Raw genomic sequence first — 15,200 nt, forward strand, 5'->3', positions numbered from 1 at the left:
TGTCGTCAGATATGGAAAGAGGGCAGCGCCGTCAGGTGCTGCCCCCTGGGATGCCGCCGGGCCGGGGGCCCGGACAGTCCGGTGAGGATCAGAACTTCTTGAGGTTCCAGACGCGCGTGCCGTTGGTGCCGTCGCCATCGCCGCGGTTGCGCGAGGAACGGGCGCCGTCGTTGGACTGCACTTCATACGAAGGCATGTCGCCGACCTTGGGCTGCACGGTGATGCTGCGGGTCTGGCCGCCCACGCGCAGCTCGTCAACGCGGCTGCCGCCATCTTCCACATGGATGTGTTCCACGCGCTGGTTGGTTCGGTCGCGGCCCTCGGGCTTGGCCGTGTCCGGCGCGGTCTGCTCGGTCGCCGCCGCAGGAGCGGTGGAGGCAGCCGGGGCAGGCGTGGGGTTCTGGGCCAGCACGGAGCTGGCGGCCAGGGTCAGGAAGATGAAAAGTGGAGCGGCGCGCATAGGCTCCATTGTAGAACTTGCAGCGGGCGCTGTCCCGCCCTGTCACCCTGCCGGCGCGTGCACAATCGGCGCATGAGCAATTCCAAGACCCTGGTGCTGATCGACGGCTCCAGCTACCTCTACCGCGCCTACCACGCCATGCCGGACCTGCGCGCCGAGCCCGGCAACCCGGAAAGCCCTGCCACGGGCGCCATCCGCGGCATGATCAACATGCTCCAGGCGATCAGGAAGGAAGTGGCGGCCGACTACGCCGTCTGCGTGTTCGATACCAGCGGACCCACCTTCCGCGACACGCTCTACCCCGAATACAAGGCGCACCGCTCGCCCATGCCCGACGATCTGCGCTCGCAGATCGAGCCCATCCATGAAGTGGTGCGCCTGCTGGGCTGGCCCGTGCTGGCCATCCAGGGCGTGGAGGCCGACGACGTGATCGGCACCCTGGCCAAGACGGCCGCCGCCCAGGGCGTGAACGTGGTCATCTCCAGTGGAGACAAGGACCTGTCCCAGCTGGTGGACTCCCACATCATGGTGATGGACACCATGAGCGGCAAGCGCCGCGACGTGGCCGGCGTGACGGCCGAGTTCGGCGTGCCGCCCACGCAGATGATCGACTACCAGGCCCTGGTCGGCGATGCCGTGGACAATGTGCCCGGCGTGTCCAAGGTGGGCCCCAAGACGGCCGTCAAGTGGTTGGCCGAGCACGGCTCGCTCGACGGCCTGATTGCTGCGGCCGACGGCATCAAGGGCGTGGCCGGCCAGAACCTGCGCGATGCCATCGCCTCGGGCCAGCTGGCGCTGAGCCGCCAGTTGGTCACCATGAAGACCGACTGCGACCTGACCGCCGAAGTGCCCACCCTGCCGGTGCTCGACGCGCTGGCGCCGCGCGAGCCCGATACCGCGCCGCTGCGCGACTTCTATGAGCGCTACGGCTTCAAGGGCCTGGCGCGCATGCTCGGCGGTGCCGCGCCCGAGCCCGATGCGCTGGAGGCCGTCAAGGCCGGCCGCAAGCCAGCGGCCAAGCCGCGTGCCGACCAGTCCACGGGCGACATGTTTGCCCAGGAGCAGGCCGAATCCGACGACGCCACCACCGAGGCCGAGGCCGTCCAGCAGCGCCCGCTGGACTATGACGTGGTGCTGACCTGGGAAGCGTTCGACCAGTGGCTGGCCAAGATCAACGCCGCCGAACTCACGGCCCTGGATACCGAAACCACCTCGCTGGACGAGATGCGTGCCGAGATCGTGGGCATCTCGCTGAGCGTGGAGCCCGGCGCCGCTGCCTACATCCCCCTGCGCCATGCCGGCCCCGACGCGCCAGAGCAACTGCCGGCCGACGAGGTGCTGCAGCGCCTCAAGCCCTGGCTGGAGGATGCGGCCCGGCCCAAGCTGGGCCAGCACGTCAAGTACGACCGCCATGTCTTCGCCAATGCCGGCATCGAGGTGCAGGGCTATGTGCACGACACCATGCTGCAAAGCTATGTGCTGGAAGTGCACCGCCCGCACGGCCTGGCCAGCCTGGCGCTGCGCCACACCAACCGCACGGGCATCAGCTATGAAGACCTGTGCGGCAAGGGCGCCCACCAGATCCCGTTCGCCCAGGTGCCCGTGGACAAGGCTGCCGCCTATGCCTGCGAAGATGCCGACCAGACCCTGGACGTGCACCGCGTGCTGTGGCCGCAGCTGCAGGCCAACGACGGCCTGCGCGGCGTCTACGAGCTGGAGATCGCCACCAGCGAGGCCCTGTTCCGCATAGAGCGCAACGGCGTACTCATCGATGCCGCCACGCTGGCCAGGCAGAGCAACGACCTGGGCCAGCGCATCGTGCAGCTGGAGCAGGAGGCCTACGACATCGCGGGCCAGCCCTTCAACCTGGCCAGCCCCAAGCAGCTGGGCGAAATCTTCTTCGACAAGCTGGGCATGCCCGTGGTCAAGAAGACGGCCACCGGCGCACGCAGCACCGACGAAGAGGTGCTGGAGAAGCTGGCCGAGGACTATCCGCTGCCCGCCAAGCTGCTGGAGCACCGCAGCCTGTCCAAGCTCAAGGGCACCTATACCGACAAGCTGGCCCAGCTGGCGCTGCCGCGCACGGGCCGCGTGCACACGCACTACGCCCAGGCCGTGGCCGTGACGGGGCGCCTGTCCAGCAACGACCCCAACCTGCAGAACATCCCCATCCGCACGCCCGAAGGCCGGCGCGTGCGCGAGGCCTTCATTGCCGCGCCCGGCCATGTGATCGCCAGCGCCGACTACTCGCAGATCGAGCTGCGCATCATGGCCCACCTGTCGGGCGACGAGTCCCTGCTGCGTGCCTTCCACGAAGGCCGCGACGTGCACCGTGCCACGGCATCGGAAGTCTTCAACGTGGAGCTGGAGCAGGTCAGCAGCGAGCAGCGCCGCTATGCCAAGGTCATCAACTTCGGGCTGATCTACGGCATGAGCAGCTTTGGCCTGGCCAAGAACCTGGGCATAGAGACCAAGGCCGCGGCCGCCTACATCGACCGCTATTTCCAGCGCTATCCGGGCGTCAAGCGCTATATGGACGAGACGGTGGAATTCGCGCGCGACCACGGCTACGTGGAAACCGTCTTCGGCCGCCGCCTGTACCTGGTGGACATCAACGGCGGCAGCGGCCCGCGCAAGAAGGCGGCCGAACGCCAGGCCATCAACGCGCCCATGCAGGGCACGGCGGCCGACCTGATCAAGAAGGCCATGGTGGCGGTGCAGGCCGAGCTCGATGCCAGGCAGTCCGAGGTCCGCGTCATCATGCAGGTGCACGACGAACTGGTGTTCGAGCTGCCCGAAGGCGAGTCGGACTGGGTGCGCACCGAGATCCCGCGCCTGATGGCCGGCGTGGCCGACCTGAAGGTGCCGCTGCTCGCCGAGGTGGGCCTGGGACCCAACTGGGACAAGGCGCATTGAGCTTCACGCAGGCATCGTAGACTTGGCCGGTTCTCAACCACCACCAAGGAGAGATGCATGCGTGACGATCAGCAGCAAGACCTGAAGGCCCTGGTTCCGGGGCGCAGCAGCGAAGAGGGGCCCACGCGGCGCCTGGCATTGCAGACGGCCCTGGGCCTGGGTTATGCCGCAGCGGCCACGCCGCTCATGGCGCAGACCGCCATCTCCACGCCCGCCGACGGCCTGACGGCCGGCGAGGTGCATTTCACCGTGAACGGCTTCAAGGTGCCCGCCTACCGCGCCGCGCCCGCGGGCAAGAAGAATGTGCCCGTGGTGCTGGTGATCTCCGAGATCTTCGGCGTGCACGAATACATTGCCGACACCTGCCGCCGCCTGGCGCGTGCCGGCTACCTGGCCATTGCCCCCGATCTGTATGCGCGCCAGGGCGATCCCAAGACCTATACCGACATCGCCAAGCTCATGAGCGAGCTGGTCTCCAAGGTGCCCGACGAGCAGGTCATGGCCGACCTGGACGGCGCCGTGCAATGGGCCGGCACGCAGGGCGGCGATACGGCGCGCGTGGCCATCACGGGCTTTTGCTGGGGCGGGCGCATCACCTGGCTGTATGCGGCCCATGGCCCGGTCAAGGCCGGAGTGGCCTGGTACGGCCGGCTGGAAGGCGCCAAGACCGCGCTGCAGCCACGCCATCCGCTGGAGCTGGTCTCCAGCCTCAAGGCGCCGGTGCTGGGCCTGTATGGCGGGCAGGACACGGGCATTCCGCTGGAGTCCGTGGAGCGCATGCGCGAGGCGCTCAAGCAGGGCTCGGCAGCGGCCAAGGCCTCGGAGTTCGTGATCTACCCGGAGGCGCCGCACGCCTTCCATGCCGACTACCGGCCCAGCTACCGCGAGCAGGCTGCGCGCGACGGTTGGCAGAAAATGCTGGCCTGGTTCAACAAGAACGGCGTCGCGCCCTGAGCTTTTTTGCGCAGGGGGGCTTGACAGCTTCTGTAGGCTGAAACCGAGGGCGCCCGACACCGTGGCCTGCTTCCTTCATGGGATCGCAGGCCACGGCTGCGATGGGGCCTGTCTTTCTGCGAGAATTCGCGGGTTTCGCCTGCAAGGGCATACGGTTGAAGCACAAATCGCTATGACATTGGTAGCAATCATTCTGGCCACCCTGGCCGCCGGTATTGGCAGCGTCTGGGTGGCCGCGTTGTTGATGGGGCTGGGAGGCAATCGCTCGCCGGGCATGATGCCGCAGCGGCTGTTGAGCCTGGCGGCGGGCGCGCTGCTGGCCACGGCCTTCATGCACCTCTTGCCCGAAGCCTTCGAGAGCGAGGCCGGGGCGCATGACCTGTTCGTGACGCTGCTGGTGGGCCTGGTGTTCTTTTTCCTGCTGTCCAAGGCCGAGCTGTGGCACCACGGGCATGAGCACGGCGCGCCGCCGGCCCATGAGCACGATCATCACCAACATCACGATCACCAGGGCCACGCCCATGACCATTCCCATGATCACCATCATGGCCACCGCCACGGCGGCTGGGCCGTGCTGACCGGCGACAGCGTGCACTGCTTCGGCGATGGCGTGCTGATCGCCTCCGCCTTCATGGCCGACATGCGCCTGGGGCTGATCGCGGCGGTGTCGGTGCTGGCCCACGAAGTGCCGCACCACATGGGCGACATCGTGGTGCTGCGCCAGTCCAGCTCCAACCGGCGCGTGGCGCTGATCAAGGTGTCCATGGCCGGGGCCGTGACCACGCTGGGTGGCATTGGCGGCTATTTCCTGGTGGGACAGCTGCAGGAACTGCTGCCGTACTTCCTGGCCGTGGCCTCCAGCAGCTTCATCTACGTGGCGCTGGCCGACCTGATTCCCCAGCTGCAAAAGCGCCTGAGCGCGCGAGAGACCGTGGCCCAGGTGGGCTGGCTGATGCTGGGCATCGTGCTGGTCACCGTGGTCAGCCGCGCGGCGCACGCGCACTGAGGCTGAGGCGCGAGTCCTAGCCTGCGCGGGCTTCCTGGGGCGCCGTCCCCAGCAGGTCGGCGTAATCCACCGCGTACTTGATGAAGGCCGCATGGCCGTCGATGCGCAGCTTGCGGCGCAGGTGCAGGCGGTGGGTTTCCACGGTACGCACCGAGGTGCCCATCAGCGCCGCAATCTCCTTGTTGGAGCGGCCCTCCGATATCCACTGCAGCACGCTGGCCTCGCGCGGCGTGAGGGCGCGCCGGGGCCCGGACGCGCCGCCGTCTTCCTCGGCCACGGGCTGCAGGCCGGGGCTGAAATACAGGCCGCCGGCGTAGACCCGGTCTATGGCCTCGATGAGCTGCTGTGCAGGCGCGTCCTTGAGCACATAGCCGCGCGCGCCCAGCGCCACGGCGCGGCGCACGTATTCGGGGTCTTCGTGCATGGACAGCACCAGCACGCGCACCAGCGGGAACTGATCGCGGAACAGCGCGGCCAGGTCGATGCCGCTGGCGCCCGGCATGCGGATGTCGGTGACCACCAGGTCGGGCGACAGCTCGCGGGCCAGCGGCAGGGCCTGGTCCACGCTGGCGGCCTCGCCCACCACACGGATATGGTCCGTGGCCTGCAGGCGCATGGACACGCCGTCGCGCACGAGAGGGTGGTCGTCCACCAGGAGGATGCGGATCATGGGGTTCATGCAGCGGCCCGTGGGAGTTCGAATTCCGGTGAGGGAGACAGCGGCATGCCGCCATCGCGGTAGAGCACGGCGACCAGCCGGGTGCCCCGGCGCCCCGAACTGATGGACAGGTGGCCGCCCAGGCCTTCGATGCGCTCGCGCATGTTGCGCAGGCCGATGCCGCCCTGGCGGTCGCGCTGCACGCGGCGCATGTCGAAGCCCTGGCCGTCGTCGCTGACCTGCAGCACCACGCGGCGGCGCTGAAAGTGCAGGCTGACATCGATGCGCGTGGCCTGGGCATGGTTTTGCGCATTCGTCACGGCCTCCTGGGCCACGCGGAACAGGGCCGTGGCATGGCTGGGCGGCAGAAAGCGCGTCTCGCCGCGGCAGCCGAACTGCATGCGCAGGCCGTCCTCGGCCTGCATCTGCTGGCTCATCAGCGCCAGGGCCGGGGCCAGGCCCAGGTCGTCCAGCAGGGCGGGGCGCAGGCCGTGGGAGACACGCCGTATCTCCACCAGCGCGTGGTTGAGCTGCTCCAGGCCCTGGTCCACCATGCGCTGGGCCGTGGCCGGGTCCTGCGCGGCCAGCCGCCTGAGCTGGGCCTGGGCCGTCTCCAGCAGGAACTTGGAGGAGACCAGCACCTGCACCACGCCGTCATGCAGGTCGCGCGCCACGCGCGTGCGTTCCTCTTCCTGCGAATGCACCACGCGCTGGGCCAGCCGCTGCAGCTTGTTGCTGGACACGCGGTGATCGCTGAGATTGAAGACCAGCCCCGCCACGCCGATGAGCACGATGCACAGCGCCGCAATGCCGAAGATGCGCCAGCGCGTGGCCGCGATGTTGGCCTGGGCGCTTTCGTCGATCTGGCGCAGCGCCTGCTCCACATCGTCCAGGTACAGGCCCGTGCCCAGCGACCAGCCCCATTCGGGCACCGTGGCCACGTAGGCGAGCTTGGCCTCGGTGCGCAGCGACGACGGCTTTTGCCACTGGTAGCGCACCAGGCCGCCGCCGCTGCGCGCGGCGTCCAGGATGATCCTGGCGGGTCCTGCGCCGCCGGGGCTGTTGGGATCGCACAGGTCCACGCCCGACAGGCCCATCTGGCGCGCATCCAGCAGCACGTTGCCGTGTTCGTCGTAGACAAAGAAGTAGCCGTCCTCGCCGAACTGCATGCGCGACAGCGTATCCAGCGCCTGGCGCCGCTGCACGGATTGCTCCTCGCCGCTGGACTTGATGCGCGTCAGCGCCGTGGTCGCCAGCTGGACGTAGTGGCGCAGCTCCGTCTCCTTGCTGTGCAGGTAGGCGGTCTCGACCAGTTCCCGTTCCTGGTGGGCCAGCTCCAGGGTCTGGTGCTGCACGGTCGCCGCGACCAGGCCCAGGGCGAGCGCGATGGCGGCAATCGACAGAAGTGCAAGTTTCAGCGGAAGTTGCATGGAAGCCTGTGTGGGGTGCACCGACGATCTTTTCCGCCCAGTGGCCGGGCCTTGTCAACAGGGCTTGCGCGCATGCCGCCAGCGCCAGGGCGACGGCCTTTGAATGGCAGGCGCTGTATTTTCCAATGGCCTGCGCGCCCCGTATATCCACACAGATTCACGCGCGCGTGAAAAGGCGTTTGAATATCCCAAGGGAAACACCATGGAAAATAGTTTTTGGGTGCGAAACAATATCCCATGGATACTGGAAATCCGAGATGCATTTTCTTGGTGCGTACTCCCCTTTTTGGGGTTTTGGATAATCGTTTTGCCGTATTGTGGTGCGCCGTCCCTCTGATGCCTGATGTGCTGCTTGCTGTTGAGCAGATTCCGTGCCAAACCATTGTTTTCAAAGAATGTTGAAGGGCTGCGTAGCACTGCGTGGGTCCGTGTGCGTAGTGGTGCGTAGGGGAAAATTCATTATCGAATGCCCCAGATCCCTGCCTAGAATTTCTCCGTGAAATCACGAATTCGAATCATTTTGTATCGATGATTCAGGTCACCTCTGAGGACTGGGTTAATGGTGACAAAGTGTTTCCATAACGCCAATGCAGTAATGCGTGGCACGGCAGTGGCAGCTTGTATTTTTGTTTGAGAAGGGCAATACCATGGATATTCGAACGAACCTGGGGCGCATGGCGCTGGCATGCGGGGTGGCGGTGACGGCGGCGGCGCTGGTGGGTTGCGCTGCGCCCAACAAGCGCGAGGTGCTGTCCACCACGCAGATCTACCCGGCCATCGGCCCGTACTCGCAGATGGTGGCGCATGGCAACACCATCTACTTCTCGGGCGTGCTGCCGCTGAACGCACAGGGCACGGCCATCCAGGGCGCCACCATCGAAGAGCAGACGCGCGCCGTGCTGGACCACATCGGCGCCAAGCTCAAGTCCCAGGGACTGGGCTACGAGGATGTGCTGTCCACCTCGGTCTTCATGAAGGACCTCAACGAGTTCGCCGCCATGAACAAGGTCTATGGCGAGTACTTCAAGACCGGCGCCCCCGCTCGGGCCACGGTGGAGGTGGCGCGCCTGCCGCGCGATGTGAAGATCGAAATCTCGGCCATCGTCGGCCGCCGCTGACCGCTTGCGCAACGACAGGAGGACCGCATGAACGCACGACACCCCCAGATCGCGGCCGAGCAGGCCACATCCCTGACCGCCACTGCGGCCGCCGGCGAATCCGGCTATCCCGCGCGCTGGACTTCCAAGCGCCGCGACTTCCTGCGCATGCTGGGCTACGGCACCGGCGCCGCCACGCTGGGCCCGCTGCTGGCCGCCTGCGGCAGCGGAAACGCCCAGACCTCGGCCGCCGCGCTGCGCGAGCAGCTCATGCGCGACGAGGCCTTCTGGACCGACGTGCAGAGCATGTTCATCCTCAAGCCCGAGAAGACCTACATGAACATCGGCACGGCCGGCTCCATGCCCAAGCTGGTGCTCGATGTGTTCGATACCGAAAACCGCAAGAAGGCCGCCGACTCTGGCAATGGCTACAGCAACCTGCTGGACCTGCGCAAGCAGGTGGCGCCGGGCTTTGGCGTGGATGCCGACGAGCTGGCCTTCTCGGCCAATACCTCCTCGGGCATGTGCCATGCCATCCTGGGCATCGACTGGCAGCGTGGCGACGTGGTGGTCACCACCAACCACGAGCACGGCGGCGGCGACACGCCGCTGAAGATCGCGCAGGACCGCTACGGCATCGAGGTCTCGCGCATTGCGCTGCCCGTGGGCAACAACCAGACGGCGGCCACCTACGTGAACCTATTCGACGAGCGCATCCGCGCGCTCAAGGCCCAGGGCAAGCGCGTGCGCGCCATGATGTGGTCCTCGCCCACCTACAAGACCGGCACCATGCTGCCCATTGCCGACCTGATGGGCGTGGTCAAGGCGCATGGCCTGATCAGCATCGTGGACGGCGCCCACCTGCCGGGCATGATGGCCTACAACTATGCGGAGCTGGGCATGGACTTCATGTCCGGCGCGGGCCACAAGTGGCAGTGCGGCCCGGGCTCGACGGGCATCCTCATCATCCGCAACAAGATGCGCGCCTCCAACCCGCTGCCCCTGCCCAAGTGGTACCCGGTGCACACCAGCGCCTACCCGGCGCTGGAGCGCACGACCACGGCCAAGGAGACCTACGACATCGCCGCCTCGGTCACCTCCTGCGGCAGCGTGCACACGCCCATGTTCATGGCGCTGGCCCAGGCCTGCACGCAGTGGGACAGCATCGGCCGCAAGAAGATCGAGACCTATGACCTGACGCTGTCGTCCTACCTCAAGGAAAAGATCGTCGAGCGCTGGGGCGTGGACTCGCTGTACTCGCCCAAGGACGATCCCAAGCTGCTGTCGGCGCTGACCTGCTTCAACCCGTTCCAGAACAAGGACGACGTGATGAACGGGACCAAGTCATCGACCTTCGTGGCGCGCATGCTCAGCGACTATCCGCAGGGCTTCGTGATCCGCAACTCCAACTTCCCCGTGATCGGCGCGGCGGCAGACCACTACGGCGTGCGCGTCTCCACGCACCTGTGGCATGACGCGCGGGACGTCGATTTGCTGGTGGATGCGATGTGGGATCTGTCTAGAAAGATGGCTTGACCCCCTGAGCCGCTTCGCGGCTTCCCCCTTCTCGCTTCGCGGAGGGGGACGACACCCTCGCTGCGGGGCGGCGCGGCCGGCATAGGCCCTTGCTCGGTGTCCCTCGCGTTGGGCCATGCTTGTGTTGGGGGCGCGCTTTTAGGCGCGGAGCGCTGTCCTCAGCCTTTCATCGTCAGCCGGGCTGTCCTTCGTCGCGGATGGCGGCGCGGACCTGGGGGAGCTGGCGGCGCGAGACCATGAGCAGTTCGGGGATGCCGTGCAGGCGCAGGGCCCAGCCTTCGCCTTCGGTGGGGTCGTCGTGGCGTTCCAGGGCGCGCAGGGCGCTGCGGGCCACGAGGGCGTTGCGGTGCACGCGCAGCAGGTGGTCGGCGTGGCGGGTTTCCAGGTCGGCCAGGGCGCCGTCGAGGATGTAGCTGCGGCCCACGGTGCGCACGGTCACGTATTTCTGTTCGGCCTTGAGGTAGAGCACTTCGGACAGGGGCAGGCGCACGGTGGTGCCCCGGTCCTGTATCAGCAGCACGGGGCCGCTGTCGCGCTCGGCCGTCTGGTGCACCGCCGTGCGTGCGGCCTTGGCCAGGGCCTGCTGCAGGCGCTCGCGGCGCACGGGCTTGGTCAGGTAGTCGGCGGCGTCCAGGTCGAAGGCCTCGACCGCATGGCCGGCATGGGCGGTGACGAAGACCACGGCAGGCGGCAGCGGCAGGCGGCGCAGTGCGTGCGCCAGGGCCAGGCCGTCCTGGCCCGGCATGTGGATGTCCAGCAGCGCCAGTTCCACGGCGCGGGGGCCCGGCGCCTGCAGCACGGCCATGGCCTGGCGCGCGTCTGCCGCTTCACTGACCTGGTGCGGGCCGGTGCCCGTGCAGGCTTCCACATCGGCCAGCAGGGTGCGCAGTCGCGCGCGGGCCAGGGCTTCGTCGTCAACGATCAGGATGTGCATGGTCCTTCTTCTTCGATACGGCCTTCGTGGGGTGGCTGGCAGGCGCAGCCAGCGGCAGGCTGATGCGTACCACGAAATGGCCCTTGAGCGTGCGCGCCGTGAGGTGGGCCTGCAGGTCGTGCAGCAGCGACAGCCGGGCGCGCACATTGGCCAGCGCAATGCCGTTGCCGCGCGTGCCAGCTGCGCTGGCGGAATCGATCTCGGTGGGCAGGGTGTTGGTGATGCGCACCTCCACCAGATCGCCACGGCGCTCGGTGCGCACCTGCAGCTTGCCGCCGCGTGCGCTGGGCTCCACGCCATGGCGTATGGCGTTTTCCACCAGCGGCTGCAGCAGCAGCGGCGGCAGCAGGGCGCCGTGGGCGGCAGGGTCCAGTTGCCAGCGCACCTGCAGCCGTTCGCCAAAGCGCACCTGCTCGATGGCCAGGTAGCGCTGGGCCAGCTCGATCTCCTCGGCCAGCGTGGTCGTGCTGTGCGGCTCGGCCAATGCGTAGCGGAACAGGTCGCTGAGGTCTTCCAGCAGGGCCTCGGCCTTGGCGGGCTCGGCGCGCACCAGGGCGATGGCGCTGTTGAGCGTGTTGAACAGGAAATGCGGACGTATGCGCGACTGCAGCTCGGCCAGCCGCGCCTGCGTGTCGGCGGGGGTGTGGCCGCGTGCGCGCAGCACCAGGGCGGCCACCAGCAGGGCCGCCAGCAGTCCGCCGGACATGGCGCTGGCCAGCCAGGGAGCGCTGGTGCCGCCGGCCAGTTGCAGCATGGCGCAGGCATACAGCCCGGCCGCCATGCCCAGCAGCACGCCGGCCGCGTACTGCCCGGTGGACGGCAGGCGCTGCAGCGGATGCTTGAGCAGGCAGGCCGCCACCAGCCAGACCAGGGTGCCGGGCAGGCTGGCGCCGGTCAGCAGGGCCATGTTCTCCAGCCACTGCAGCAGCGAGTCGGCGCCGAACATCGCAGCCGTGGCCGCCACGGCCTGCACGAAGAGCACGGCGCGCAGTACCACGCCGACGTTGCAGGCGTCGAAGACCAGCGCCGCAGGCAGGGGCGGCGGGGCGGTGGTGGGGGTCGGCTGGGTCGGCAAGGGGCGGCAGGTAGTGTTTCGGCGGGTGGGGTTCGCGCCGCATGCCCGGATTATGGTCATGCCGGGCGGGCCTGCACAGCGGTCACACCGCCCATGCAGGCCCCTGCACGGGCGTGGCGCCGCCCAGGTCGATAGAATCTTCGCTTCCTGCCCGCGCGGGGGCGTGCCGCCCGCCGCCTGCACCGCCTAATCGAAGATCGCGTCCTCACATGTCTGCCAATCAACCAACGTCCGCCTCGCACAACCAGCTCGACACCAAGGCCCAGGCCTGGTCCGCTCTCTTTGAAGAGCCGATGAGCGATCTGGTCAAGCGCTATACCTCCAGCGTGTTCTTCGACAAGCGCCTGTGGCAGGCCGACATCACGGGCAGCCTGGCGCATGCCGAGATGCTGGCGGCCCAGGGCATCATCGCCGCCGCCGACCACGAGTCCATCCGCAAGGGCATGGCTCAGATCACGCAGGAAATCGAGTCCGGCCAGTTCGAGTGGAAGCTCGACCTGGAAGACGTGCACCTGAACATCGAGGCCCGCCTGACCCAGCTGGTCGGCGACGCCGGCAAGCGCCTGCACACGGGCCGCAGCCGCAATGACCAGGTGGCCACCGACGTGCGTCTGTGGCTGCGCGGCGAGATCGACCTCATCGAAGGCCTGCTCGGCGAGCTGCAGCTGTCCCTGGTCGAAGTGGCCGAGAAGAACGTGGACGTGATCCTGCCCGGCTTCACCCACCTGCAGGTGGCCCAGCCCGTGAGCTTTGCCCACCACCTGCTGGCCTATGTGGAAATGTTCAAGCGCGACGCCGAGCGCATGCTGGACCTGCGCCGCCGCGTCAACGTGCTGCCGCTGGGCAGCGCGGCCCTGGCCGGCACCACCTACCCGCTGGACCGCGAGCGCGTGGCCCGCACCCTGGGCATGGAAGGCGTCTGCCAGAACTCGCTGGACGGCGTCAGCGACCGCGACTTCGCCATCGAATTCACCTCGGCCGCCAGCCTGTGCATGGTGCACGTGAGCCGCCTGTCCGAAGAGCTGATCATCTGGATGAGCCAGAACTTCGGCTTCATCCGCATCGCCGACCGCTTCACCACGGGCTCGTCGATCATGCCGCAGAAGAAGAACCCCGACGTGCCCGAACTGGCACGCGGCAAGACCGGCCGCGTGGTCGGCCACCTGATGGGCCTGATCACCCTGATGAAGGGCCAGCCCCTGGCCTACAACAAGGACAACCAGGAAGACAAGGAGCCGCTGTTCGACACCGTGGACACCCTGAAGGACACGCTGCGCATCTTCGCCGAGATGATCGGCGGCCAGGCCGACCCGGCCACGGGCGGCAAGAAGGGCGGCATCACCGTCAACGCCGAAGCCATGCGCGCCGCCGCACTCAAGGGCTATGCCACGGCCACCGACCTGGCCGACTACCTGGTCAAGAAGGGCCTGCCCTTCCGCGACGCGCACGAGACCGTGGCCCATGCCGTCAAGCTGGCCTCGCAAAAGGGCGTGGACCTGACCGAGCTGCCGCTGGCCGAACTGCAGGCCTTCAATCCCGGCATCGAGGCCGACGTCTTCGAGGCGCTCAGCCTGGAAGGCTCGCTCAATGCGCGCAACACCCTGGGCGGCACGGCGCCGGCCCAGGTGCGCAAGCAGCTCGCAGGCCACCAGGCGCGCTTGAATGCACGCCTGAACGCACGCCTGGGCTGATCCCCCCGTTCGCCGGAGCCGCGCCATGACATCCTCCCGCCGCCAACTGCTGACCGGGGCGCTGCGCGCCGCTGGCGCAGTGACTGCCGTTGCCGCCTCGTCGGCCCTGGCTCCGCTGGCCTGGGCACAGCCCGGGCAGGCCATCCGCATCCTGGTGGGCTTTCCGCCGGGCGGCGGCACGGATGCCATCGCACGCCTGCTGGCCGACCGGCTCAAGGACGTGCTGGGCACCACGGTGCTGGTGGACAACCGCCCCGGCGCGGGCGGGCAGATCGCGGCGCAGCAGCTCAAGGCGGCTGCGGCCGATGGCCACACGCTGTTCCTCACGCACGACCACACCATCTCCATCCTGCCCCAGGTGGTGAAGAAGCCGGGTTTCGACCCTGGCCATGACTTCGTTCCCGTGGCCGGCTTTGCCACCTTCGTGAACGCGCTGGCGGTCTCCGCCAACACGCCGGCGCGCAACCTTGCCGAGTATGTGGAGTGGGTGCGCCAGGGCGCAAAGCGCGGCAGCATCGGCATTCCCGCGCCCGCGTCCACGCCGGAATTCCTGGTCAGGCTGCTGGGCGAGCACTACAGGCTGGACCTGGTGGCCGCGCCCTACCGGGGCAGCGCGCCCATGCTGGCCGACATGCTGGGCAACCAGATTCCGGCCGGCATCGCCTCGGTGCAGGACTTCATGGAAAACCACAAGGCCGGCAAGCTGCGCGTGATCGGCGTGCTGGGCACGCGCCGCCAGGCCACCATGCCCGAAGTGCCCACGCTGGCCGAGCAGGGCGTCAAGGGCTTCGAGGACACGCCCTACTACGGCATCTACGCGCCGCGCGGCACGCCCCAGGCCTTCATCGACCGCTTCTCCGCCGCCGTGGCCGCCGTGCTCAAGCAGCCCGATGTGCACGAGCAGCTCACCGCCCTGGGCCTGACCGTGGGCCACATGCCGCCCGCCCAGTTGGCCGAGCGCGAGCAGGCCTATACCCAGGTCTGGAAACGCATCATCCAGACCAGCGACTTCCAGCCGCAGTAAGACATGCGGACTGCGGGGCGACAGCCTCCGCGGCCGCCAAGCGCTGTGTTTTGGTACGGCCATCGCCGGAGCTGCCAGCGCAGTGGGTGGCGCGAATCCTTGTGATCGGACATATATGACGCCTTCATGCGCCGATGTCTTACAGACGGATACACCGCAGACCCGGTTCCGGGCACCCGCAGCAGGGCCTGCAGCGGATGCGGGCCGGTATCATCCCGCGCAGTGGTTTTCAGCCGCAGCGGATGCGGCCCTGCATTCGGTGCATGCGGGCGACAGGCCTGCGCCTTGTTCCAGCCCTTGCCGCCGAGCCCTGCCTGCAGCGCAGGGTTTTTCATTTGCAGCGTGTCATGCGGACAGCTCGCGTCGCAGTGCTGAAAGCCTGCTCATTCCAAGAAAACAGCGGGCCATCTGAGCCCGAC

The 15,200-nt window shown here is 67.8% G+C and carries 12 protein-coding genes; 7 read left to right on the plus strand and 5 right to left on the minus strand.

What is annotated here, in order from left to right; translation table 11 throughout:
- Positions 1-88 precede the first annotated feature (88 nt).
- Entirely contained in the window at positions 89-460 is a 372-nt protein-coding gene (locus ACM14_RS05905) for a hypothetical protein (RefSeq protein WP_013800945.1), read from the minus strand.
- 72 nt (positions 461-532) lie between these two features.
- On the opposite strand from ACM14_RS05905, the gene polA reads away from it, so the two are divergent.
- The 3 genes from polA (at position 533) to ACM14_RS05920 (ending at position 5,336) form a co-directional block, all read left to right on the plus strand.
- Complete coding sequence (gene polA, locus ACM14_RS05910) at positions 533-3,376, plus strand: DNA polymerase I (protein WP_065345616.1); 2,844 nt, start codon at positions 533-535, stop codon at positions 3,374-3,376.
- A gap of 57 nt (positions 3,377-3,433) precedes the next feature.
- Positions 3,434-4,330 carry a dienelactone hydrolase family protein gene (locus tag ACM14_RS05915; protein ID WP_012207122.1) on the plus strand — a complete coding sequence of 299 codons (897 nt, stop codon included), beginning with the start codon at positions 3,434-3,436 and terminating at the stop codon, positions 4,328-4,330.
- 172 nt (positions 4,331-4,502) lie between these two features.
- Positions 4,503-5,336, plus strand: a complete 834-nt coding sequence (locus ACM14_RS05920; RefSeq protein WP_065345617.1) for a ZIP family metal transporter — start codon at positions 4,503-4,505, stop codon at positions 5,334-5,336.
- Between the two features lie 16 nt (positions 5,337-5,352).
- On the opposite strand, the gene ACM14_RS05925 is transcribed toward ACM14_RS05920, so the two are convergent.
- Entirely contained in the window at positions 5,353-6,015 is a 663-nt protein-coding gene (locus tag ACM14_RS05925) for a response regulator transcription factor (protein ID WP_065345618.1), read from the minus strand.
- Positions 6,012-7,424, minus strand: a complete 1,413-nt coding sequence (locus tag ACM14_RS05930; RefSeq protein WP_065345619.1) for a cache domain-containing protein — start codon at positions 7,422-7,424, stop codon at positions 6,012-6,014. Before ACM14_RS05930 ends, ACM14_RS05925 begins: the two co-directional genes overlap by 4 nt.
- Positions 7,425-8,071: 647 nt before the next feature.
- Between ACM14_RS05930 and ACM14_RS05935 the strand changes: the two genes are divergently transcribed.
- Both ACM14_RS05935 and ACM14_RS05940 read left to right on the plus strand, forming a co-directional pair.
- Complete coding sequence (locus ACM14_RS05935; protein ID WP_012207118.1) at positions 8,072-8,542, plus strand: Rid family detoxifying hydrolase; 471 nt, start codon at positions 8,072-8,074, stop codon at positions 8,540-8,542.
- Positions 8,543-8,569: 27 nt separating this feature from the next.
- Positions 8,570-10,057 (plus strand): aminotransferase class V-fold PLP-dependent enzyme, encoded by a 1,488-nt coding sequence (locus tag ACM14_RS05940; protein ID WP_065345620.1) that lies wholly within the window; start codon positions 8,570-8,572, stop codon positions 10,055-10,057.
- Between the two features lie 172 nt (positions 10,058-10,229).
- Here the strand turns inward: ACM14_RS05940 and ACM14_RS05945 are convergent, their stop codons facing one another.
- Entirely contained in the window at positions 10,230-10,991 is a 762-nt protein-coding gene (locus ACM14_RS05945; RefSeq protein ID WP_012207116.1) for a LytTR family DNA-binding domain-containing protein, read from the minus strand.
- Positions 10,972-12,126 carry a sensor histidine kinase gene (locus tag ACM14_RS05950; RefSeq protein ID WP_065345621.1) on the minus strand — a complete coding sequence of 385 codons (1,155 nt, stop codon included), beginning with the start codon at positions 12,124-12,126 and terminating at the stop codon, positions 10,972-10,974. The genes ACM14_RS05945 and ACM14_RS05950 overlap by 20 nt, the downstream gene beginning before the upstream one ends.
- Before the next feature lie 149 nt (positions 12,127-12,275).
- Here ACM14_RS05950 and argH point away from each other — a divergent pair, with 149 nt between their 5' ends.
- Positions 12,276-13,757: an argininosuccinate lyase gene (argH, locus tag ACM14_RS05955; RefSeq protein ID WP_012207114.1), complete on the plus strand. Its 1,482-nt coding sequence runs from the start codon at positions 12,276-12,278 to the stop codon at positions 13,755-13,757.
- 25 nt (positions 13,758-13,782) lie between these two features.
- Positions 13,783-14,781 carry a Bug family tripartite tricarboxylate transporter substrate binding protein gene (locus ACM14_RS05960; RefSeq protein ID WP_065345622.1) on the plus strand — a complete coding sequence of 333 codons (999 nt, stop codon included), beginning with the start codon at positions 13,783-13,785 and terminating at the stop codon, positions 14,779-14,781.
- The last annotated feature ends 419 nt before the right edge of the window (positions 14,782-15,200 follow it).

The sequence above is a fragment of the Delftia sp. JD2 genome (assembly GCF_001682645.1).
Classification (GTDB): domain Bacteria; phylum Pseudomonadota; class Gammaproteobacteria; order Burkholderiales; family Burkholderiaceae_C; genus Comamonas; species Comamonas acidovorans.